Origin of the sequence: Streptosporangium longisporum (genome assembly GCF_039534895.1) — a bacterium.
Classification (GTDB): Bacteria; Actinomycetota; Actinomycetes; order Streptosporangiales; family Streptosporangiaceae; genus Streptosporangium; species Streptosporangium longisporum.
Window position 1 is genome coordinate 112,163 of sequence record NZ_BAAAWD010000004.1, and the last position, 22,438, is coordinate 134,600.

20 protein-coding genes are annotated in these 22,438 nt (G+C 70.4%); 14 read left to right on the forward strand and 6 right to left on the reverse strand.

What is annotated here, in order from left to right; genetic code table 11:
* Positions 1-240: 240 nt before the first annotated feature.
* From ABD832_RS03635 to ABD832_RS03650, 4 genes are read left to right on the forward strand one after another with little or no spacing between them, the layout of a single operon-like run.
* Complete coding sequence (locus ABD832_RS03635; RefSeq protein WP_344888224.1) at positions 241-1,365, forward strand: polyamine ABC transporter substrate-binding protein; 1,125 nt, start codon at positions 241-243, stop codon at positions 1,363-1,365.
* A 26-nt stretch (positions 1,366-1,391) separates the two neighbouring features.
* Positions 1,392-2,243, forward strand: a complete 852-nt coding sequence (locus ABD832_RS03640) for an ABC transporter permease (RefSeq protein ID WP_344888227.1) — start codon at positions 1,392-1,394, stop codon at positions 2,241-2,243.
* On the forward strand, positions 2,236-3,009 hold the full coding sequence (locus tag ABD832_RS03645; RefSeq protein WP_344888230.1) for an ABC transporter permease: 774 nt from the start codon (positions 2,236-2,238) through the stop codon (positions 3,007-3,009). The genes ABD832_RS03640 and ABD832_RS03645 overlap by 8 nt, the downstream gene beginning before the upstream one ends.
* Positions 3,009-4,034, forward strand: a complete 1,026-nt coding sequence (locus ABD832_RS03650; protein ID WP_344888233.1) for an ABC transporter ATP-binding protein — start codon at positions 3,009-3,011, stop codon at positions 4,032-4,034. The genes ABD832_RS03645 and ABD832_RS03650 overlap by 1 nt, the downstream gene beginning before the upstream one ends.
* On the opposite strand, the gene ABD832_RS03655 is transcribed toward ABD832_RS03650, so the two are convergent.
* Positions 4,028-4,693: a TetR/AcrR family transcriptional regulator gene (locus ABD832_RS03655; RefSeq protein WP_344888235.1), complete on the reverse strand. Its 666-nt coding sequence runs from the start codon at positions 4,691-4,693 to the stop codon at positions 4,028-4,030. The two genes, ABD832_RS03650 and ABD832_RS03655, sit on opposite strands and share 7 nt — an antisense overlap.
* An 83-nt stretch (positions 4,694-4,776) precedes the next feature.
* Between ABD832_RS03655 and ABD832_RS03660 the strand changes: the two genes are divergently transcribed.
* The 6 genes from ABD832_RS03660 to ABD832_RS03685 all read left to right on the forward strand — a co-directional run bounded on the left by ABD832_RS03660 (position 4,777) and on the right by ABD832_RS03685 (position 12,333).
* Entirely contained in the window at positions 4,777-6,048 is a 1,272-nt protein-coding gene (locus ABD832_RS03660) for a glycosyltransferase (protein WP_344888238.1), read from the forward strand.
* Positions 6,049-6,082: 34 nt separating this feature from the next.
* Positions 6,083-7,492 (forward strand): aminobutyraldehyde dehydrogenase, encoded by a 1,410-nt coding sequence (locus ABD832_RS03665; RefSeq protein ID WP_344888240.1) that lies wholly within the window; start codon positions 6,083-6,085, stop codon positions 7,490-7,492.
* Positions 7,493-7,689: 197 nt separating this feature from the next.
* On the forward strand, positions 7,690-10,947 hold the full coding sequence (locus ABD832_RS03670; RefSeq protein WP_344888243.1) for a sensor histidine kinase: 3,258 nt from the start codon (positions 7,690-7,692) through the stop codon (positions 10,945-10,947).
* A complete protein-coding gene (locus ABD832_RS03675) occupies positions 10,944-11,366 on the forward strand; it encodes a roadblock/LC7 domain-containing protein (protein WP_307562194.1) in 423 nt (140 codons plus the stop codon). The genes ABD832_RS03670 and ABD832_RS03675 overlap by 4 nt, the downstream gene beginning before the upstream one ends.
* 9 nt (positions 11,367-11,375) lie before the next feature.
* Positions 11,376-11,786: a DUF742 domain-containing protein gene (locus ABD832_RS03680; RefSeq protein ID WP_344888251.1), complete on the forward strand. Its 411-nt coding sequence runs from the start codon at positions 11,376-11,378 to the stop codon at positions 11,784-11,786.
* A 7-nt stretch (positions 11,787-11,793) separates the two neighbouring features.
* Positions 11,794-12,333, forward strand: a complete 540-nt coding sequence (locus ABD832_RS03685; RefSeq protein WP_344888254.1) for a GTP-binding protein — start codon at positions 11,794-11,796, stop codon at positions 12,331-12,333.
* A gap of 258 nt (positions 12,334-12,591) precedes the next feature.
* Here ABD832_RS03685 and ABD832_RS03690 read toward each other — a convergent pair whose 3' ends face one another.
* The 5 genes from ABD832_RS03690 to ABD832_RS03710 all read right to left on the reverse strand — a co-directional run bounded on the left by ABD832_RS03690 (position 12,592) and on the right by ABD832_RS03710 (position 17,128).
* Entirely contained in the window at positions 12,592-13,596 is a 1,005-nt protein-coding gene (locus ABD832_RS03690) for a methyltransferase (RefSeq protein WP_344888257.1), read from the reverse strand.
* A 177-nt stretch (positions 13,597-13,773) separates the two neighbouring features.
* Positions 13,774-14,556: an ABC transporter ATP-binding protein gene (locus ABD832_RS03695; protein ID WP_344888260.1), complete on the reverse strand. Its 783-nt coding sequence runs from the start codon at positions 14,554-14,556 to the stop codon at positions 13,774-13,776.
* 9 nt (positions 14,557-14,565) lie between these two features.
* The gene (locus ABD832_RS03700) at positions 14,566-15,357 is read right to left on the reverse strand and encodes an ABC transporter permease (RefSeq protein WP_344888263.1); all 792 of its coding nucleotides are present in this window, start codon (positions 15,355-15,357) and stop codon (positions 14,566-14,568) included.
* Complete coding sequence (locus ABD832_RS03705; RefSeq protein WP_344888266.1) at positions 15,357-16,145, reverse strand: ABC transporter permease; 789 nt, start codon at positions 16,143-16,145, stop codon at positions 15,357-15,359. Before ABD832_RS03705 ends, ABD832_RS03700 begins: the two co-directional genes overlap by 1 nt.
* A complete protein-coding gene (locus ABD832_RS03710; RefSeq protein WP_344888269.1) occupies positions 16,142-17,128 on the reverse strand; it encodes an ABC transporter substrate-binding protein in 987 nt (328 codons plus the stop codon). Before ABD832_RS03710 ends, ABD832_RS03705 begins: the two co-directional genes overlap by 4 nt.
* A gap of 665 nt (positions 17,129-17,793) precedes the next feature.
* Between ABD832_RS03710 and ABD832_RS03715 the strand changes: the two genes are divergently transcribed.
* From ABD832_RS03715 to ABD832_RS03730, 4 genes are all read left to right on the forward strand, one after another.
* The gene (locus tag ABD832_RS03715; protein WP_344888272.1) at positions 17,794-20,898 is read left to right on the forward strand and encodes a sensor histidine kinase; all 3,105 of its coding nucleotides are present in this window, start codon (positions 17,794-17,796) and stop codon (positions 20,896-20,898) included.
* The gene (locus ABD832_RS03720) at positions 20,895-21,308 is read left to right on the forward strand and encodes a roadblock/LC7 domain-containing protein (RefSeq protein ID WP_211263895.1); all 414 of its coding nucleotides are present in this window, start codon (positions 20,895-20,897) and stop codon (positions 21,306-21,308) included. The genes ABD832_RS03715 and ABD832_RS03720 overlap by 4 nt, the downstream gene beginning before the upstream one ends.
* A gap of 126 nt (positions 21,309-21,434) precedes the next feature.
* Positions 21,435-21,791: a DUF742 domain-containing protein gene (locus ABD832_RS03725; protein WP_344888275.1), complete on the forward strand. Its 357-nt coding sequence runs from the start codon at positions 21,435-21,437 to the stop codon at positions 21,789-21,791.
* Positions 21,772-22,365 carry a GTP-binding protein gene (locus ABD832_RS03730; RefSeq protein ID WP_344888278.1) on the forward strand — a complete coding sequence of 198 codons (594 nt, stop codon included), beginning with the start codon at positions 21,772-21,774 and terminating at the stop codon, positions 22,363-22,365. Before ABD832_RS03725 ends, ABD832_RS03730 begins: the two co-directional genes overlap by 20 nt.
* Positions 22,366-22,438 lie beyond the last annotated feature (73 nt).

Genomic DNA, 22,438 nt, shown 5'->3' on the forward strand with positions numbered 1-22,438 from the left:
TTGTCTTCGCAGGTCAGAGCGGTGAGAAGGGCGGCGGTCCGCCCGTCGCCGACCTCGGGAACCGTGTCCAGCCTGTCCCAGATTGAACATGGATTTAACAAACGGATCAAACTTTCCAGGGGTGATGTCGGGGGCAGTCTTGCTCAAGTTAATGTTGACTGCAACACTCCTGCTTTGGTCTGCCGTGTCCCCTACGGCCGGTCTACCCCAATTACACTGAATTCTTAAGGAGTAGCGGCCGTGCCCCGCACTCACATCCGTCGTCTTCCGGCCGCCGCCCTGGCCGCCGGCCTCGCGCTCGCGATCTCGGCCTGTGGCGGGGAACCCGCCGACACCGCGGCGGCCCCGGCCGCCGGTGCCTCGTCGGCGCAGCTCGACCCCAACGCCGACCTGTCCAAGCAGAGCGTCACCATCACCGTCTGGGACGGTTACACCCCCAAGGAGCTGGCCACCGAGGTCAAGAGCAAGCTCAAGACCGACCTCAAGGTGACGCTCCACGACACCAACGAAGCGGCCATGGCGAAGCTGACCAGCGGGGCCGACACCGGCCTCGACGTGGCCTTCGTCTCCGGCCAGTACGCCCAGGCCCTCAACGAGGCCGGCCTGCTGGAGCCGCTGCACCCCGAGCTGATCCCGAACCTCGCGAACCTCTACCCCGAGGCCAAGGAACTCTCCTACGACAAGGGCAACGTCTTCTCGGTCCCCTACACCTGGGGCACGACCGGCATCTGCTACCGGTCCGACCTGATGAAGACCGCCCCGACGAGCTGGAAGCAGCTCCTCGACCCGCCGGCCGAGGCGCTCAAGAAGGTCACCATGATGACCACCGAGCGCTGGCTGGCCCTGCCCGCCATCAAGGCCCTGGGCTACTCGGTCAACACCCGCAGCGACGAGGAGATCGCCAAGGTCAAGGCCGAGCTGCTCAAGGCCAAGCCGAAGCTGCTGGGCTACGACGACACGACCTTCGGCGACAAGCTCAAGAGCGGCGAGGCCGTGATGGTCGAGGCGTGGGACGGCTGGTGCCCGACCACCGAGAAGAACATCAAGTTCGTGGTGCCCCAGGAGGGCAGCGACCTGTGGGTGGACACCATGGTCGTGCTGAAGTCCTCCAAGAACAAGGAGGCGGCGCACGCCTTCATCAACTACATCCTGGACCCGAAGGTGCACGGCTGGGCCGCGGAGAACATCCTCTACAAGGTCCCGAACAAGGCCGCCATGGACGCCATGGACGCCAAGCTCAAGGCCGACAACGCCCCGCTCCAGATGACCCCGTCCGACCTGCTCAAGGGTGAGTCGATCATCGACCTGGGCGAGGACTCGGTGAAGTTCACCAGGCTCGCGACCGAGGTCGCGACCAAGCAGTGACACGTTCCACCGTTTCCGGCGCGTCCGTGAGGTCACGGGCGCGCCGGTCGCGTGCCCTGGGAAGGCTCGTCTTCCTGGGGCCGGGCCTGACGTACCTGATCGTCCTGCTGCTGGTCCCGCTGGCGCTGCTGATCACCTTCACGCTGTTCCGCAGGGGCCGTTTCGGCGGGATCGTCTACGAGGTGACCGGGGAGAACTTCACCCGGCTGGTGGATCCGCTCTACCTGGAGGTGCTGGTCGGCTCGCTGCAGCTGGCCGGTGCCGCCACGCTGATCACCCTGCTGATCGGCTACCCGACGGCCTACCTGATCGCCCGGCTGCCGGGCAGGTGGAAGACGATCGCGCTGGTCGCGATCGTGCTGCCGTTCTGGACGAACTTCCTGATCCGCATCTACGCCTGGATCGTGCTGCTGAGCGGCCCCGGGCTGGTCAACAGCGCGCTGCTGGACCTGGGGCTGATCGACCGGCCGCTGGAGCTGCTCTACAACCGGGGCACCATCGTCGCCGGGCTGGTCTACTCCTACCTGCCGCTGATGGTGCTGCCGCTGTACGCGGCGATCGAGCGGCTGGACCCGCAGCTGCGCGAGGCCTCGGCCAACCTCGGCGCCTCACCGGCGCGCACGTTCGCCTCGGTGACGCTGCCGCTGACCCTGCCGGGGGTGTTCACCGGCTGCCTGTTCGTGTTCGTGCCGAGCTTCGGCAACTTCATCATCCCCGAGCTGCTCGGCGGCGGCCGTTCCATCATGGTCGGCAACCTGATCAGGGACCAGTTCCTCAAGGCGCGCGACTGGCCGTTCGGGTCCACCCTCGTGCTGGCGCTGCTGGCCGTGCTGGTCGTCCTGCTGCTGCTGCAGGCCTGGAGTGCCCGACGTGCGTAGATCCCGCCTGCTGTACGTGCCCTTCTGGTTGTCGTACGTCTTCCTCTACACCCCGATCGTCGTGCTGGTCGCGATGTCGTTCAACGCCGGGGAGTCCCCCTATGTCTACGAGGGGTTCAGCCTGGACTGGTACGGCGTGCTCGCCCAGGACGAGAGGATCCGCGAGGGCCTGGTCAACACGCTGATCGTGGCCGCGGGCTCCACCGCGCTGGCCACGGTGCTGGGCACCCTGCTGGCCGTGGGCCTGGCCCGCCACACCCGGTCCCGGACGCTGGACGCGTTCAGCGTGCTGCCCGCGGTCCTGCCGGACCTGGTGCTCGGCATCGGCCTGCTGGTCTTCTACGCCACGATCCGCTCGACCCTGGGCCTGCACTCGGTGCTGCTGGCGCACACCGTGTTCGGCATGGCGTTCGTCACCGCGGTGGTCCGCACCCGGCTCACCCACGCCGACACCTCCCTGGAGGAGGCGTCCAGGGATCTGGGTGCGACCCCGCTGACCACGTTCACCCGCGTCACGCTGCCGCAGCTCGCGCCGGGCATCCTGGCCGGGGCGCTGCTGGCGTTCACGCTGTCCATCGACGAGTTCGTCATCGCGTTCTTCACGGCGGCCCCCACCACGCCGACCCTGCCCATCGTCATCTACTCAATGGTCCGCTTCGGGGTCACCCCTGAGATCAACGCGCTGGCCACGCTGCTGCTGCTCGTGAGCTTCACCGTGGTGATCGTGGCCCAGCGGATGACCCGACTGACGGAGTCCCTGTCCTGATGCTGAAGATCACGGGTGTCAGCCGCCGCTTCGGCGACGTCACGGCGCTGTCGGACGTCTCCCTGGAGATCCGGCAGGGCGAGTTCTTCGCGCTGCTCGGCCCCAGCGGGTGCGGCAAGACGACGCTGCTGCGGATCCTGGCGGGCTTCGAGTCGCCCGACGAGGGCACCGTCACGCTCGACGGCGAGGACCTGCTCGCCAGGCCGGCCCACCGCCGCCCGGTCAACCTGATGTTCCAGTCGTACGCGCTCTTCCCGCACATGTCCGTGGCCAAGAACGTGGCCTACGGCCTGGAGCGGGAGCGGCTGGACCGCTCCGAGGTGCGCCGCCGGGTCGGCGAGGTGCTGGAGAAGGTCGGCCTGGACGCGATGGCCTCCCGCAGGCCGCAGCAGCTGTCCGGTGGTCAGCGGCAGCGGGTCGCGCTGGCCCGCGCGATCGTCAAACGCCCGCGCCTGCTGCTGCTGGACGAGCCGCTGTCCGCGCTGGACAAGAAGGTGCGCGCGGAGATGCAGCTGGAGCTCAAGCGGCTGCAGGACGAGGTCGGCATCACCTTCGTCGTGGTCACCCACGACCAGGAGGAGGCCATGTCGCTGGCCGACCGGATCGCGGTCTTCGACACCGGCCGCGTCGAGCAGGTGGACGCCCCGGTCGAGCTGTACGAGCGCCCGCGCACCCCGTTCGTCGCGGGCTTCGTCGGCGCCAACAACCTCTTCGCCGGCCGGGCCTGCTCGGTCGGCCTGGCCGCGGACGGGCTCGGCATCCTTCCCGGCAGGTCCACGCTGCCCGACGGCACGCCCGCGCTGCTCGCGGTGCGGCCCGAGCGGCTGCGGCTGGGCGCCGACGGGGTGCTGCGCGGAGAGGTCGTCGACGTGAGCTTCTACGGCGGCGTCTCGCACGTGTCGGTCCTGGTGGCCGGGCGCCCGGCGCCGGTGCTGGCGGCCGTGCAGGGGGCCACGCGGGTCCAGGCCGGCTCACCGGTGGCGCTGGGCTGGGCGGACGAGGACGGGGTGCTGATCCCTCAATGAGACGACTTGAGCGGGTGACCCGTCGCGGTCCTGGCGTAGTCGAGGATGAGGTCCGCCGCCTCCTGCGGGCCGATCACCGGGTGGCGGGCCGTTATGCGGTAGCCGTACGCATCCTCGAGCGCGACCAGGTTGCGGGCGACGGTCAGGCAGTCGCCGGACAGGGTGAAGGTGCCCAGGGCGGTGCCGGTGTCCAGGATGCTCTGGTAGAGCGAGACCTGGCGGTCGTAGAGGGTGGTCAGCAGGAGCGCGTACATCCTGTTGCGGGACGCGGCCCCGCCGAGTTCGTTGAGCAGCCGCACGTCCGGGTCGTCCGGTCCGTGCGGCAGCCCGGAGCGGACGGTGACCACCAGCTTCTCCGCGGGGTCGCGCATGCCCGCGATCCGCTTGAGCCTCTGCTCGTAGAAGCGCTCCATCCCGGCGTGGTGGGCGTCGACCAGCAGCTCGCCGAGGCGGGGGTAGTGGTAGAGGACGGCGCCGGAGGTGAGCCCGGCCTCCTCGGCGACATGGTTGAGGTGCACGCCCTCGGTGCCGTACCTGATGATCGCGCGGTGCGCGGCCGCGATGAGATCCAGGCGCCGGTCCGCCCTTCCCTTGCGCGTCATGCTCCCCCGCTCGTCGAAGGCCACCCGTTGAGGACGGCGCTCTGTGCCGGGGTCCATAGTGACCCTTTTCCGGGGTTTTTACCAGCCGGGAATTCAACCGTTTTTCAAAAGCCACAACCCCCTAGACGCAAGGAGGCGTGATGTCTCTCACGATCCTGTTCATGCCGGAGAGTGCCTACGGGCCGACGAACAACTGCATCGGCATCGGTGACATTCTTCGTAAGCGCGGTCACCGTGTCGTCTTCGCAGCTGAGGCCTCGTGGAAGGGGAAATTGGAGGCTCTCGGATTCGAGGAGGATCTGGTCCATCTGGCGCCTCCGTCGGATGAGGAGCAGGACGCCGGGCAGTTCTGGAAGGACTTCATCAGGGACACCGCCCCGGAATACCGGAAGTCCACGCTGGAGCAGTTGGAGACGGTCACCAAGCCGATCTGGGACGCCCTTATCGACGGCGCCAGGTACAGCGAGCCTCAGTTGAAGGAGATCATCGGCCGCGTCCGGCCGGACGTCATCGTCGAGGACAACGTCATCACCTTCCCGGCGCTGCTGACGGCCGGGAAGCCGTTCGTCCGCATCGTCTCGTGCAACCCGCTGGAGGTGCGCGGCGAGGGCGTGGCCCCGGTCTTCTCCGGGCTGCCCGCCGGGGACCGCTCGCAGTGGGCGGCCTTCGAGGCCGAATACGACCGCACCCACCGCGAGATCTGGGCCGCCTTCAACGAGTGGGTCGTCGCCCAGGGCGCCCCGCCCCTGCCCGACCTGGACTTCATCCACGAGGGCGACCTGAACCTGTACGTCTTCCCGGAGATCGCCGACTACGCCGGCGACCGCCCGCTGGGCCCCTCCTGGCACCGGCTGGACTCCTCGGTGCGCGAGACCGAGGGGACGTTCGAGATCCCGGAGCCGCTCGCCTCGCGCGAAGGCGCGCTCGTCTACTTCTCGCTGGGCTCGCTCGGCTCGGCGGACGTCTCCCTCATGCAGCGGGTGATCGACGTGCTGGCGACCACCCCGTACCGCTTCATCGTCTCCAAGGGCCCGCTGCACGAGGAGATCAAGCTGGCCGAGAACATGTGGGGTGCCGAGTTCGTCCCGCAGACCGCGGTCCTCCCGCAGGTGGAGCTGGTCATCACGCACGGCGGCAACAACACCGTCACCGAGGCGCTGCACTTCGGCAAGCCGATGATCCTGCTGCCGCTCTTCTGGGACCAGTACGACAACGCGCAGCGCATGCACGAGCTCGGCTACGGCGTGCGGCTGTCCACCTACGCCTTCACCGACGAGGAGCTCACCGGAGCGCTGGACCGCCTCCTGGGCGACACCGCGCTGCGCGAGCGGCTCGCCGCCGCGGGCGCGGAGATCCGCGGGCGGGATGGCCTGCGCAGGGCCGCCGACCTGATCGAGCGGGCCGGAGCCTGACGGCTCCCCGCACCACCACGACGGGAGAAGTCCCATGGGCAGCACGTTGATCAACCCGGCGACCGGCGAGTCCCTGGCGCGGCCGGCCGACACCCCGGTCGCCGAGGTGCCGGCCGCGGTGCGGCGGGCACGGGCCGCGTTCGAGGAGTGGGGCGCGGCGATCCCGGCCGAGCGGGCCAGGGTGCTGCTGCGCTTCGCCGACCTGGTCGAGGCCGACGCCGAGGAGCTCACCCGGCTGGAGGTCGCCGAGACCGGCAAGCCCGCCGCGGTCTTCCGCGACGGCGAGCTGCCGTTCGCCGCGGACAACCTCCGCTTCTTCGCCGGTGCGGCCCGCTCGCTGGACGGCACCGGCGCGGGCGTGTTCAGCGCCGGGTACACCTCGGTCATGGTGCGCCGCCCGGTCGGCGTCGTGGGTTCGATCGCCCCGTGGAACTTCCCCCTGGTGATGGCGGTGTGGAAGGCCGGCCCGGCGCTCGCCGCCGGGAACGCCGTGATCGTCAAGCCCGCCCCGCAGACGCCCGGAACCACGCTGAGGCTGGCGGAGCTGTTCGCCCGCGCCGGGGCGCCCGACGGGCTGTTCCAGGTCGTGCTGGGCGACGGCGAGGTGGGCCAGGCGCTGGTCACCGACCCGGGCGTGGACATGGTGAGCGTCACCGGCTCGACCGAGACCGGGCGCGCCGTGATGCGCGGCGCCGCGGGCTCGCTGAAGCGGGTCCACCTGGAGCTCGGCGGGAAGGCGCCGGCGCTGGTCTTCGACGACGCCGACCTGACCGCGATGGCCACGGGCGTGGCGATGGGCGCCACCTACAACACCGGCCAGGACTGCACGGCCGCGACCCGCGTCTACATCTCCCGCGGGGTGTACGACGAGGCGGTCGACGCGCTGCGTGCCACGCTGGAGCGCGTCCGGCCGGGCGACCCCTGGGACCCGGCCTCCGACATCGGGCCGCTGATCTCGGCCGGTCACCGCGAGCGCGTGCACGGGTTCGTCGAGCGCTCCCGCGCGTACGGCGCCTCGGTGTTGTGCGGGGGCGTGCCCGGTGAGGGGCCGGGCTTCTACTACCCGCCCACGCTGATCGCCGGTGCCGGCCAGAGGAGCGAGGTGGTCCAGGGCGAGCTTTTCGGCCCGGTCCTGGTCGCCCTGCCCTTCGACGGGGAGGACGAGGCGGTGCGGCTGGCCAACGACGTCCCCTACGGGCTGGCCTCCTCGGTCTGGTCGGGGGACGTGGCCAGGGCGCTGCGCGTCTCGCACCGCCTGGACGTGGGTGTGACCTGGGTGAACGACCACCTGCCCATCGCCTCGGAGGCGCCGCACGGAGGGGTCAAGGGCAGCGGCTTCGGCAAGGACATGAGCCAGGAGGCGGTCGGGGAGTACTCCGTGACCCGCCATCTGATGATCAAGCACCAGGCTCCGGAGGTGAGGGATTCCTTCCGGCCCGCCTGAGATTTTTGGTCTGATAGATCCCTTTTGTGGGAGTCTGTCGATATTTACTCCATTCGAAGTGACATAAAGGATGTGCTCAAATTGCTTCCGCCGCTTCCAAATCCGGCGAGGGGTTACGTAGGCCAGTGATGACACAAGACCGCCGGAACCACCGGACGTCAGGAGTGGGCAGCCGCCTTCTGCCGGCGAACTGGCGCGTGCGTCCCCGTCTGGTCGCGCTGATCCTGCTCCCGACCGCCGCCGCCGTACTGCTCACCGGCCTTCAGCTGACCACCGCCCTGTCCACGGCAGGGGAGTACCGACGGATGAGCGAGGTCGCCTCGCTGGTCCAGTCCCTCGGCACGCTCTCGCACGAGATGGCCGAGGAACGCGACCGCACCGCCTGGTACATCGCCAGCGGCACCCGTGCCCGGCTCGCCCAGGTCAGGGAGCAGCGCGAGGTGGTCGACCGCAGCGCCGACGAGGTCGTCGAGGCCGCCGAGGCCCTCGATCAGTCCCAGGCGGCCCGCATCCGTACCGAGACCGCCCAGGTCCGCCGCTGGCTCGACGGCCTTCCCGGCCTGCGCAGGCTGATGACCAACGACAGGGTGCTGCCGCGTGCGGTCCTCGGCATGTACAGCCGCATGATCGCCGACTTCATCACCCTGCACGACGACCTGGGACGCAGCGGTGGCGACGAGCGCCTCATCGGTGACGCGCTCGCGCTGGGCGCGCTGAGCCGGGCCAAGGAGCAGGTCGCCCGGCAGCGGGGCACCCTGCTGGTCAGCTTCCTGGACCGCAAGTTCGACTTCGACGACCCGGCCGACCTGCTGGGCGCGTACCGCAGCCAGCAGAGCGAGGAGAACGCCTTCCGGGCGACCGCCTCCGCCGGTCAGATCGAGCAGTTCGGCGAGGTGGTCGGCGGCTCGCAGATCATCCAGGCCAACGCCATCCGCACCCTGGTCATGTCGCTCATGCGGGAGAACAAGCCGCTGGAGCGGATCGGGATCAACTGGAACAGAAGCGCGGAGGCCTGGTACAACGCCGTCTCGGCCGAGGTGAACGGCATGCGGACCGTCGAGCGCGGCCTGAGCGCCGCGGTGGTCGCCCGCAGCCAGGAGATGGAGAGCGCCGAGCAGCGCAGCGCCATCATCTCCGGCGCCGCGATCCTGGTCCTGCTGGTGCTGATCCTGCTCATCACCGCCTGGGTGGCCGGCACGCTCGTCCGGCCGCTGCGCAAGCTGCGCAGCGAGGCGCTCGAGGTGGCCGGCAGCCGGCTCCCCGAGACCGTCCGGGTGCTGCGCGAGTCGGGCGACCACGCCCCCGACATCGAGGTGCCCTCCATCGGGGTGGTCTCCCGCGACGAGATCGGTGAGGTGGCCCGGGCCTTCGACGAGGTCCACCGCGAGGCCATCCGGCTGGCGGGCGACGAGGCCCGCCTGCGCAGCAACATCAACGCGATGTTCGTCAACCTCTCCCGGCGCACCCAGTCGCTGGTGGAACGCCAGATCGACCTCATCGACGACCTGGAGCAGGGCGAGCAGGACGAGGGCCGGCTGGGCAGCCTGTTCAAGCTGGACCACCTGGCCACCCGCATGCGCCGCAACTCCGAGAACCTCCTGGTCCTCGCCGGCCAGGAGCAGAACCGCCGGTGGAGCGAGCCGGTCCCGCTCAGCGACGTGGTCCGCGCCTCGCTGTCGGAGGTCGAGAACTACGAGCGGGTCAACCTCCGGGTCGAGTCGGGCACCCTGATCATCGGTCAGGCCGTCAACGACATCGTCCACCTGGTCGCGGAGCTGGTGGAGAACGCCATCTTCTTCTCGCCGCAGGACACCAAGATCACGGTGACCAGCAACGGCAACGAGATGGGCGCCGTCATCCTGGCGGTCACCGACTCCGGCATCGGCATGAGCGACGAGGAACTGGCCGAGGCCAACCGGCGGCTGGCCGAGCCCCCCGCGGTGGACCTGTCGGTCTCCCGGAGGATGGGTCTGTTCGTGGTCGGCCGCCTGGCCATGCGCCACGGCATCCGGGTCCAGCTCAGGAGGCCGGACACCGGCGGCCTGAGCGCGGTCGTGCTGCTGCCGGCGCAGGTGGTGGCCCAGGCCACCGCGACGCCGGCGCCGGCCATGGCGGGGCAGGGCATGTCGTCCGGTTCCTTCGGATCCGGCGTCCCGTTCGGGTCCGCCCCCACCGCGGGACCGTTCGCCTCGATGAACCCCGACCCGTTCGGCACGTCGCAGCGATCGGACTCGTTCGGCTCCGCCGAGCGTCCCGACCCGTTCGCCGCGGCGCAGAACCCCGATCCGTTCGCCGCGCCGCAGAACGCCGGGTCGTTCGCCTCCGTGAACCCCGACCCGTTCGCGGCGGCGCAGAATCCCGATCCGTTCGCCTCCGCGCAGAACGCCGGGTCGTTCGCCTCGGTGAATCCCGACCCGTTCGCGGCGGCGCAGAATCCCGACCCGTTCGCCTCCGCGAACGACCCGTTCGCCTCCGCGCCCGGTGCCGGCCCGTTCGCGGGCGCGGGCCGGACGCAGGGCGGGCCCGGGCAGCCCGTGCCGGCTCCCGTCCAGGGTCAGACGTCGGCGGACATGTGGTCGGAGCCGGTGGTGTCGGCCTCCGCGGTGGAGGACCTGTGGTCGTCGCCGCTGGCGCCGACCCCGGCGCCGTCGTTCCCCTCGGCCTGGCCGGAGCCGTCCTCGGCCGACCCGTGGGCGGCCCAGCGGCCCGAGCCGATGGACAGCACCCAGGCCCTGCCCGCGGTGGACTACTCCCCGACCGAGCCCGAGCCCGAGGAGTTCCTGCCGATCTTCGCGGCGGTGGGCTCCGACTGGTTCCGCACCGCCCAGCAGGCCGCCCCCGAGGCGGAGCAGAACCACGACGGCGAGGGCGAACCGGACCGGTCCGACGCCGAACACGCCGCACAGCCCGTGGCCCGGTCCGCCGCCGAGAGCAGGCCACGGCCGCTGGAGCAGCGGGTCAGGCGGGGCCCGCAGGGACTGGAGACCCAGAACATCCCGCAGATCTCGCACTCCTCCCCGCAGCCCGAGCAGGGCCGGCCGCTTCCTCAGCGTCAGCCCCGGCAGGTCCAGCAGCCGTCGCAGGCCCCGCAGCAGGTCGCCTCCCAGCAGGCCGCTTCCCAGCAGGCCTCGCGGCAGGCCGATCCGCTCGGTGTCGCACCCACCGGCAGGCAGCCGTGGAGCAGCCCCTCCGACCAGGGGTGGGCGGCCGCCGAGGTCGCCAAGAAGCCCGTGGAGGGCGGGGTGACCGGGGCGGGCCTGCCCAAGCGGGTCCCCAAGGCGAACCTCGTCCCCGGGGCCGCCTCGACGGCCGCGCCGGCGCCCGCCGCGCCGATGCCGCCGATATCGGCGGAGCGCGTGCGCAGCCGTCTGTCCAGTTTCCAGCAAGGCGTACGGCAGGGACGCGCCGAGATGAGTGAGCGCGCCAACGCCGTCGAGGGAGAGAACCAGCAGTGAACAACCAACTCAGCCAGGCCGCCCGCGGCTTCAACTGGCTGATCACCGAGTTCGTCAAGGAGATGCCGGGGGTGGCGCACGCGGTGATCGTCTCCGCGGACGGGCTTCCGCTGGCCTACTCCCAGGGCTTCCCCCGGGACCGCGCCGACCAGCTCGCCGCGATCACGGCCGGACTGATCAGCCTCACCCAGGGTGCCTCGCGCGTGTTCGAGGGCGGGCCCGTGGCGCAGACGGTGATCGAGATGCAGCGGGGTCTCCTGCTGACGATGTCGATCAGCGACGGTTCCGCGCTGGCCGTCCTGGCCTCGCCGGACTGCGACATGGGCCTCGTGGCCTACCAGATGACCCTGCTCGCAGAACGTGCCGGTCAGGCGCTCACGCCTGCTCTCCGCGCCGAGCTGCAGTCGGTACAGCGATAGGGGGGTGATATGGACGCACCAGGTTGGCGTGGGCCGGGGGACGACCCCCTGAGCACGCCTCAGGCCAAGAGCGGGCGAGATCGTCTGATTCGCCCGTACGCTGTGACCGGGGGCAGGACCGCTCCCCGGATGCAGCTCGCTCTCGAGGCTCTGGTCTCCTCGGCGACGTTCGCGAGCGTGGATCCCGCCACACTGTCCACGCTCTCCACGGAATATCAGGCGATCATCTCGCTGTCCCGGCAGGTGCGCTCGGTCGCCGAGCTCTCCGCCCTGTTGCGCATGCCGCTCGGCGTGACCCGGGTGCTGATCGCGGACATGGCGGCCGAGGGCCTGGTGCAGATTCACCAGCCGTCACTGGATGCGGGTAAGCCGGATCTCAATCTGCTTGAAAGGGTGCTCAGTGGGCTTCGCAGGCTCTGACGCCGGAATGACGTCGACGAAGATCGTCGTCGCCGGCGGTTTCGGTGTCGGCAAGACGACCTTTGTCGGTGCGGTCTCCGAGATCATGCCGTTGACCACGGAAGCGGTGATGACAGAGGCCAGTGCGGGCGTCGACGACCTCTCGCACATACCGTCGAAGCGGACCACCACGGTGGCGATGGACTTCGGCCGGGTCTCGCTGGACCGCGACCTGATCCTGTACCTGTTCGGTACGCCGGGTCAGCACCGGTTCTGGTTCATGTGGGACGACCTCGTCAAGGGCGCGATCGGCGCGATCGTGCTGGTCGACACCCGGCGGCTGGCCGACAGCTTCCCGGCGATCGACTACTTCGAGGAGGCCGGCCTGCCGTTCGTCGTGGCCCTCAACGGGTTCGGCGGATCGCACATCCACGGCGAGGAGGAGGTGCGGGAGGCTCTGACGATCTCCCCGCACATCCCCATCGTGCGGACCGACGCCCGATCCCGTGACGCGGTGAAGTCGACCCTGATCGCCCTGGTCGAGCACGTCCTCACACTCCGGGTCTGACCCCCCCGGCGCGGGGCCCCGTCCTATCCCGGGACGGGGCCCCGCTCGTTCTGGTGGGGGAGGTCGTCGCAGCGTCGCCGGCAGGTGCCGCGCGCGCCGCGGTGCCGGGCGAGCACGCGCCTCTCGATGCCCTCGACGCCCTCGGCGCGCGTCCCTCGTGGAGCGTGCGGCGCACCGCCGGGCAGGGGGCGGCCGGTGACGCGAGGAGCACGTCACCGGCCCGGTCGTGACACCGGTCACCGGTCGCCGCACCGGCCGTCACACCGGCAGGGCCTCCACGATGGACGCCCCCTGGGTCAGCTCCACCTGCCGGCTGAGCCGGAAGCCGGAGGCCTCCAGCAGCGCGGCGTACTCGGAGGCGCTGCGCTCCATGCCCTCCCCGAACAGGGCGAGCATGCGCATGTCGATGTCCTTGCTGATGTGCGGCCGGTCGTCCTCGGGCACCACGGCCTCCACCAGCAGCACCCGGCCGTCGTCGGAAACGGCTCTGCGGACGTTGCGAAGGATCCGGACCGAGTCCTCGTCGGACCAGTTGTGGATGACACTGCTCAACAGATAGGCGTCAGCGCCCTCGGGTACCGAGACGAAGAAATCGCCGGAGACGAATCTGCACCGGTCTTCAAAAGAGGTGTCGGAGAAGAATCGCCTGGCGTCGTCGACCACCTGTTCCTGGTCGAAAAGAATGCCCGACACATTTGAATACCTGTTCAGCACGGAGGCCAGGATGTGCCCCTTGCCACCGGCCACGTCCACCAGCGTGCGCACGCCGGAGAAGTCGTAGCGGTCGGCCACCGCGTCCGCGAAGGGCCTGGCCCTGACCACCATGTAGTCGTTGAACAGGGCCCCGGCCCGGGGGTTGGCCTTGAGGTAGCCGTACAGCGGGCCGTGCCGCTCGGCGAACCCCGACCTGCCGGTACGGGCGGTCTGCGGGACCTTGCCCATGCCGTACCAGAAGCCCTCCTCGGAGATCATCCGTACCGCGGGGCGCAGCGAGCCCGGTACGTCGTCGCGCAGGGTGGCTCCGGCCTCGGTCAGCTCGTACACGCCGGGCCGTACCGTCGCGACGATGCCCATGGAGGCCAGCTCGCGCAGCACCCTGCCGAGCGCGGGCGCGTCGGCGCCGCAGCGCCGCGCGAGCTCGTCGACGTCCAGGGGCCCGTCGCGCAGGTGGTCGGCGCAGCCGAGCTCGGCCATCGTCGCCAGGGCGGCGAAGCGGGAGACGCCGCCGATCACGTCCCAGACCGGTGCCTGTGGGTTGCTCATGAAGGATCCTCTCTTTCCGGCGTGCCGGTGGGTGAGGGGGCGGCACGCCAGGGGACGGGCGTCCACGCCGGAGCGCCGGCGTGCCCGGGGCGGGGGGCACGCCGGTTCCGGCGGGTGCTCTTCACGGCGCCGGTCCCGGGATCGGGATGTCGCGATCCCGGGGTCCGGGGCCGGGGGTCAGGGGGCCGGGGCGGGCGGGGCCGGGATGCCGCGTACCAGGCGGCCGACCTCGGCGCGGAGACGGACGAAGGTGGGGTGCTGGCGGGTGGTGATCTGGTCGCGGGGGCCGGGCAGGTCCACGCGCAGGTCGCCGACGATCCTGGCGGGGGCCTTGGACAGGACCACGACGCGGTCGCCGACGTAGACGCTCTCGTCGATGTCGTGGGTGATGAGCAGGATCGTCATGTTGTGCAGGCCGCGTACCCGCAGGGTGAGGTCCTCGAGGTCCTCGCGGGTCTGGGCGTCGACCGAGCCGAAGGGCTCGTCCATGAGCAGCAGGGCGGGGCGGTAGGCCAGGGCACGGGCGATGGAGACCCGTTGCTGCATGCCTCCCGACAGCTGCCAGGGGTACTTGGCCGCGGCGCCCTCCAGGCCGACCTGTGCCAGTGCCTCCATCGCCGTCCCGGTGCGCTGCCGCCGGTCCATCCTCCTGCGCCGCAGCGGGAGCGAGACGTTGTCGGCCACCGACATCCATGGGAACAGCGAGCGGCTGTAGTCCTGGAAGACCACCGCCAGGTTGTCGGGTGTCCGCTCGACGCGGGTGCCGTTGATGACGACCTGCCCGCCGCCGGGCCTGAGCAGTCCCGCGATGGAGCGCAGCAGGGTGGACTTGCCGCACCCGGACGGGCCGACGACGCAGACCAGCTCGCCCTCGGCGACCTTCAGGTCGATGCCGCCCAGCGCGTGGTGGGCGGACGGCCCGCTGCCGTAGGTGTGGGTCAGGTTGGTGATTTCAAGCACGGCAGATCCTCAGGTCGTCTGCTTGGCGGAGCGGTGCCAGGACAGGACACGCCGCTCGGCCGCCAGGAAGGCCGAGTTCAGGACGTATCCCAGGACGCCGAGCACCACGATGGACGCCCACACGCCCGGAAGGTCGTACGACCGCTGGGAGTCCAGGAGCTGGAAACCGATCCCGTCGACGCTGCCCACCAGCTCCGACAGCACCATGAGGATCAGCGCCAGCGACAGGCTGACCCGCAGCCCGGCGAAGATCTTGGGCATGGCCGAGGGCAGGATGACCCGGAACAGGCGCTCACGGCCGGACAGCCCGAAGACCCGGGCGGTGTCCAGGTGCTGGCGGTCGACATGGCGGGCCCCCTCGGAGGCGTTGATCAGGACGGGCCAGACGATGCCGAACGCGATGAAGCTGACCTGCATCCGGGTGCCGATCGCGAACAACGCCAGGAAGAACGCCAGCAGCATGGGCGGGGGGATGGCCCGGGCGAACTGGACCAGGGGGTCGACGAAGCGGAAGAGCAGCGGGGAGCGGCCCAGCGCGACCCCGAGGGTGACCCCGGCGATCCCGGCCAGCACCCATCCGAGCAGCAGCCGGCCGATGCTCACCGGGATGTTCGCCAGCGCCGCGTCGGTGAGCCACAGCCGTTCGGGAGGGCCGGTCAGCCACATGGTGTGCATGCTGGCGGCGATCTGCGACGGGGGCGGGAAGGTCAGCGCCTCGGCCGAGCGGGCGGCCAGCTCCCACAGCACCAGGGCCACCGGCACCGGCCACAGCCGGGCGGCGGCGCGCAGCGCGCCGCTCATCAGACCACCTCCGTACGGGCGGTGTGCCAGCGGAAGACCCGGCGTTCCACCAGCACGAACAGGCCGTTGGTGAGCACCCCGATGACCCCGGCCCAGATGGCCGCGGCGGTGACGTACTGCACCGCGTCCACGCTGCCGGAGCTCTCCAGCACGTAGCTGCCGATGCCGTCGCTGCCGCCGCCGATCAGCTCCGTGCTGATCGCCACGATGAGCGCGATCGCCGAGGCCAGCCGGACGCCGGTGGCGATGAACGGTGCCGTGCTCGGCAGCGAGACCCGCCACAGCACGGCCGACCTGCCGAAGCCGAAGCTGCGCAGCGTCTCCTTGGCGAGCGGGTCGACGTCCTTGAGGCCGTACATCGTGTTGATGAGGACGGGCCAGGTGGCCGCGTAGACGACCAGGGTGACCTTCATGTCGAATCTCTCGGAGAACACCGCGAGCGCCAGCGGGATCAGCGCGATCGACGGGATCGGCCGGAGGAACTCCAGGATGGGCCGCAACGCCCTCTCCACCTGGGACGAGGTGCCCAGCAGGAACCCGGCGGGCACGGCCACCGCGAACGTGATCAGCAGGCCGGAGGCCCACACGCCGAGGGTGGAGGCCACGTCGGACAGGAACGCCTCGTCCGTGAGGAGTGCCACCGCCCGGCCGAGCACGGTGGAGGCCAGCGGGAAGGCGGCCGGGTCGATGAGCCCGGTCCGGCCGGCGGCCTCCAGGACGCAGAACAGCCCCGCGGCGCCGAGGGCGCCGCAGAGCAGTTTGCTGTCGAGCGGGTGGTACGTTCTCACCCGGGGTTTCCGGGGAGGATGACCTTGGCCTGGATCGGCTCCTTCAGGTAGCCCTGCTCGACCATCAGGTCGGCGACCCGCTGCAGCCGGGTCTCGTCGAGGCTGGTGGGGAAGGACCCGAGCGTGATCACGGCCGCGGTCGCGGCGTCGATCTTGGTGTAGTCCGGCAGGACCTCCTCGACCGCCTTGCGGTCGGAGGCGGCGATCTGCTGGGCCTTGCCCATCGCGCTCTGGAAGGCGGCGACGGTCTTGGGGTTGTCGGTGGCGAACTTCTCGGTGACGACCACGCCGGCGATGGGGAAGTCGGCGGTGGAGTCGACCATCGTGTCGGCGAGCTTCTGGGCGCCGATGGTCTTCTGCACGGCGGTCAGGTGCGGCTCGGTCATCCAGGCGGCGTCGACGGTGCCGTTCTCCAGCTGGGTCTTCATCTCGGGGAAGGGGAACTCCACGAAGGAGACGTCGCTCTCCTTCAGCCCGTGCGTCCTCAAGACCGAGGTCACCGCCAGGGTGCCGATGTTCTTCCTGCTGTTGACCGCGATCTTCTTGCCCTTGAGGCCGGCGGGCGAGGTGATCGAGGAGCCCTTGGGCACCATGATGTTGAAGGAGTTCGGGGTCGCCTGGTACATGTCGGCGATGATCTTCAGCTTGTTGCCCGCCGAGACGGCCAGGAAGGTCGACACGTAGTTCGTCTGGGTGGCGTCCAGGGTGCCGCCGATCAGGGCCTGCTGGGCCTGGGCCCCGCCGACCACGGCCTCGATCGTGACGTCCAGGCCCGCGTCCTTGAAGAAGCCCCTCTTCTTGGCGATATAGAGCGAGGCCGAGTCGGGGATGGGCAGCGCACCGATCTTGATGCTGGTCTTCTCCAGGCCCTTCGCGTTCGCGGCGGCGGTCTTGGCCGGTTCGCCGGAACCGCCGCAGGCGCTCAGTGCCAGGGCCGCGGCGACTCCCGCGATGACGGCCCGGCTCGCAAGTCTGAACCTCATGGGTCTCCTTAGCTGCGTTTGACCGCCCCGTCCGGGACTCGCCGTGGAACGCATCGGGCGACATGAAGGAGGCCCCGGGAGGCATGTCGGTCGAGGGGGGATGCCGACCGCGGATCAGAGTAGCGGAGTAGATCAGTCAAATCATAAATAACGCCCCTTTCGCCCCTATCGTCCCTAAGCCACAAAGCGGTCATATCCATCCCACGCATCACACTCGTACCAACAACAGCGAAGGGCCTAGCGGGCGCCTTGAAAGTTGTCAAGAAAGCTGTTTCGCATCTTTGTGGGATTTTGTGGTCATAGGGGGGTGTGACGTTGCCCGATTGCGGACCCTATGTACCCGTTCGTGGAGAGATGCGCGATATGCGCTGTTGGCCGATCTCATCCGGCTGTGCTCCAATAACCCCTACCCCATGGATGCGTCGGCGTCACTTGCACATCACTGCGTGACGCGATCCCCTCCAAGCAGACGATCCGAGGAGAGGCAGCGGAGGCCAGTGAGGACAGCGTCAACCCCCAGCGAACGCGAATCCGGGCTGGCACCTGCCCTGGGATCCGCCAACCGGGGGACAGGGCCCCGGGGCGGCCCCGACCCGGACCCCGAGGGAAGCGATTCCGACAGGCCCGCACGGAGACGCGGCAGGTTCGCGCTCAGGAACTGGCGGGTGCGGTCCAGGCTGATCGCGCTCATCGTCATCCCCACGGCCGCCGCGATCGTGCTCGGCGGCCTGCGGGTCACCACCTCGCTCACCACCGCCGGCGAGTACGAGCGGGTGCACACCGTCGCCCAGCTCGCCGACGACCTCAGCCGCCTGGTCGACGAGCTGCAGCTCGAACGCGACCTGTCGGCGCGGCACGCGGCCCAGGGCCGCCAGAGCACCGGCAGGGCGAACGTCCGCAAGCAGTACGAGGTCGTGGACGAGGTCGTCGGCGAGGTCTCCACCCGCGTCGACGCCGTCAACCTCGACAGCGGCGTGCTGGAGGCCCTCGGCACCCGGGGCAGGACCGAGCTCACCCAGATCCGCCGGCGCATCGCCGAGTTCAAGAGCATGCGCGAGACCGCGACCGGGGCGAACAGCGCGATGCCCGCCAAGCCCGTGATCGACATGTACTCCCGCACGATCGCGGACCTGCTGGCCCTGCACGACGAGATCATCCAGGGCATCTCCGACCAGGACCTCGCCGGTAACGCGGCCGCCTTCGGCTCGCTGGCCCGCGCCAAGGAACAGGCGTCCAGGGAACGGGCCGAGCTCGCCATCGCGCTGGCCGCGGGGCAGTTCGGCGCCGAGGGCCTGAACGCCATGCTGGCCGCCCGTGCCCAGCTCGAGGGAGAGCTCGCCGCCTTCCGCACCGAGGCCTCCGTCGCCCAGCGCCAGCTCTACGACGACACGGTCAGCAGCCAGAAGAAGGACCGCGCGGCCGCCATGCGCGCCCGCGCCATCTTCATGGGCCTGAACAACATCGTCCCGCTGCAGAACGTCGACGTCTCCACCGGCAGGGCCAGTGACCAGGCGCAGTGGTTCGACGTCTCCAGCGACATCGTCAGCCGGATGCGCACGGTCGAGAAGCAGGTCGCCACCACCCTCATCGGCCAGAGCCAGGTGCTGCAGAGCGCCGAGCAGCGCGGCGCGCTGATCGCCGCCGGGCTGATCGGCCTGCTGATCGTCCTCGTCCTGATCGTCACCGCGATCATGGCGCGGTCGCTGGTCAGGCCGCTGCGCACGCTGCGCACCGAGGCGCTGTCCATCGCCGGGCAGCGCCTGCCCGAGACCGTCCAGACGATGCGCGAGACCGGCGAGGTCTCGGCCACCGACATCACGCCGATCGGCGTCTCCTCCGAGGACGAGATCGGTGAGGTGGCGCGGGCCTTCGACGAGGTCCACCGCGAGGCCGTACGGCTGGCGGGCCAGGAGGCCACGCTGCGGAGCAACGTCAACGCGATGTTCGTCAACCTCTCCCGGCGCAGCCAGACCCTGGTCGAGCGCCAGCTCTCCCTCATCGAGAGCCTGGAGCAGGGCGAGCAGGACGAGGGCCGGCTCGGCAGCCTCTTCCGCCTGGACCACCTGGCCACCCGCATGCGCCGCAACTCCGAGAACCTCCTGGTCCTCGCCGGCCAGGAACCCGCCCGCCGGTGGAGCCAGCCGGTCCCGCTCATCGACGTGGTCCGCGCCTCGCTGTCGGAGGTCGAGAACTACGAGCGGGTCGACCTGCAGCTGTCCGCCGGCGTGTCCGTGGCCGGTACCTCCGTCAACGACGTCGTGCACCTGATCGCGGAGCTCGTGGAGAACGCGATCTCCTTCTCCCCCCGGGAGACCAAGGTCATCGTCTCCAGCAACCGCATCGACGGCGGCGGCGTGATGGTCTCGGTGACCGACATCGGCATCGGCATGACCGCCGAGGAACTGGCCGGGGCCAACTGGCGGCTGGCCAACCCGCCGGTGGTGGACGTGTCGGTGTCGCGCCGGATGGGACTGTTCGTGGTCGGCCGGCTGGCGCTGCGGCACGGCATCCGCGTCCAGCTCAGGCAGCAGGACAGCGGCGGCCTGACCGCCATGGTCCTGCTCCCGGAGAACCTGCTCGCCGTCACCGCCCGTCCGGGTGCCCCCGCGGGCATGACGCAGAGCGGCGACTGGGGCGCCTCCATGGGCTCGATGGACCGCGCACCGGTGATGGCCAGCCCCACCGCCCCCCCCGATGCCGTCCTTCGCCTCGTTCGAGGCCGCGCACCAGAACTCGTTCGCCTCCCTCGACCTGGGACAGCAGTTCAACTCCTTCGAGGCCCCGCAGACCCCGTTCGGCGGGGGACAGTTCGGCCAGGCGCCCGTCGACACCCCGTGGCCGGGACAGACCCCGCCGCCCGGGACCGGACCGGCGGCCCCCGGCTGGCCCGAGACCTCCCATCCCGACCCGTCGGCCTGGCGCCACGGACAGGGACAGGGACAGGGACAGGGCGGCGCCCCCCGCGCCGACTCCGGCGGATGGTCGGCCGGTCCCGGCGCGCCGGTACGCGGCGACGCCCCGGTCTGGCCCGGCGGGCAGAACAGGGACGGCGGCTCCGACGTCTGGTCGAACTCCTCCCTGCGCGGCGGCGACTCCGGGGGATGGCCCTCCACCGGCGACCCCGGGCCGTTCGGGCGCCGCGGCTTCGAGGCGGCCGACAACACCGGCCCGCTGCCGGTGGTGCCCGACTCCTCGCCCATGGAGGAGGCCAAGGAGGAGTTCCTGCCGATCTTCGCGGCCGTCGAGTCCGACTGGTTCAAGAAGGTCGAGCCGGTCGCCGCGGTCCAGGAACACCACCCCGAGGTCCCACCGGCCCAGGCCCCCGAGGCCGCGCCGGCCCCCTCGGCCCAGGAGACCGTCCAGCTCTCGCAGCCCGCGGTCCCGGCGCAGCCGGGCGGATGGTCATCTCCCGCCGACGCCGGGTGGCAGGCGGCCAAGGCCGCCAGCGACCCCTCCCTCGGCGGGATCACCGGCTCCGGGCTGCCCAAGCGGGTGCCCAAGGCGAACCTGGTGCCCGGTACGGTCACACCCGACCTGGGTGCGGCCCCCCAAGCTCCCGTCCTGAGGCCGACCGTCTCCCCAGAGGCGGTGCGCAACAGGCTCGCCAGCTTCCAGCAGGGAGTACGGCAGGGCCGGGCGGCCGCCAGGGGCGGGGCCGCCGGGGACGGGCGGCCGTATCCCGACTTCACCCGGGACGTCGAAGGAAACAAGGAGGACCGGTGAGCGAGCTCATCATGGTCGCCAAGGAGGATGACACGTGCGCGAAATGAGCCAGGCCGCCCGGGGGGTCAATTGGCTGATCACCGACTTTGTGAACAACGTCCCGGGTGTGGCGCACACGGTCGTGGTGTCGGCGGACGGTCTGCCGTTGGCGTATTCCGACGGGTTCCCCAGGGACAGGGCCGACCAGCTCGCCGCGGTCGCGGCCGGTCTGATCAGCCTGACCCAGGGCGCCTCACGGGTGTTCGAGGGCGGTGCGGTCACCCAGACCGTGGTGGAGATGCAGCGCGGGCTGCTCCTCATCATGTCCATCAGCGACGGCTCGTGTCTGGCCGTGCTGGCCGCGGCCGACTGCGACATGGGCCTGGTGGCCTACCAGATGACCCTGCTGGTCGAGCGGGCCGGCCAGGTCTTGACCCCGGCCGTGCGCGCGGAACTGCAGTCTTCCCATTCGCGGTGACGGTGACGACGCTAGGAGGCTGCCGTGGCAGGCCGCGGTTGGACCGGTGAGGGCGACCCGCACGGCGGGTTCCCCTATCAATCAATGGACGACCCCCACCGTCATCAGGGCGGTCCGTCACACCTCATGCAGCCGGCACCGGCGGAGCAGAGCTCCCTGGTCCGTCCGTACGCGGTGACCGGGGGGCGTACCGCCCCCCGGACCCAGCTCGCCCTGGAGGCCCTGGTCTCCTCGGCGACGTCCGCACATCACGATCTATCCACCCGCACCCCGGAGTATCAGGCGATCAGCGCCCTGTGCCGGCAAGTGCGTTCGGTCGCTGAGATCTCCGCGATGCTCCGCATCCCGCTCGGCGTGACCCGGATCCTGGTGGCCGACATGGCCGCCGAGGGTCTGGTCCAGCTGCACCAGCCGCAGCTGGACGCGGGCAAGCCGGATCTCAACCTGCTGGAAAGGGTGCTCAGTGGACTTCGCAGGCTCTAGCCGCGGCGGCGGCCTGACATCGACGAAAATCGTCGTCGCGGGGGGGTTCGGCGTCGGCAAGACCACGTTCGTGGGAGCGGTCTCGGAGATCGTGCCGCTGACCACCGAGGCGGTCATGACCGACGCCAGCGCCGGGATCGACGACCTGGGGCTGACGCCGAACAAGACCACCACCACGGTGGCGATGGACTTCGGCCGCGTCTCGCTGGACCGCGACCTGATCCTGTACCTGTTCGGCACGCCCGGCCAGCACCGGTTCTGGTTCATGTGGGACGACCTGGTCCGCGGCGCGATCGGCGCGATCGTGCTGGTCGACACCCGGCGGCTGGCCGACAGCTTCCCGGCGATCGACTACTTCGAGGAGGCCAAGCTCCCCTTCGTCGTGGCGGTCAACGGGTGGGACGGCACCTACCTGCACGGTGAGGACGAGGTACGCGAGGCGCTGACCCTGGCCCCGCACATCCCCATCTCCCGCACCGACGCGCGCTCCCGCGACGCGGTCAAGGCCACGCTCATCACGCTGGTCGAGCACGCGCTCACCGTGCGGATGGCCGTCCCCGGCTGGGGCCGCTGACCCCACGAGGGCGTCAGTCGTACCTCCCAGCGGATAGGCTGGGAGGTCGAGTCGCAGACCTGTAGCGCAGAGG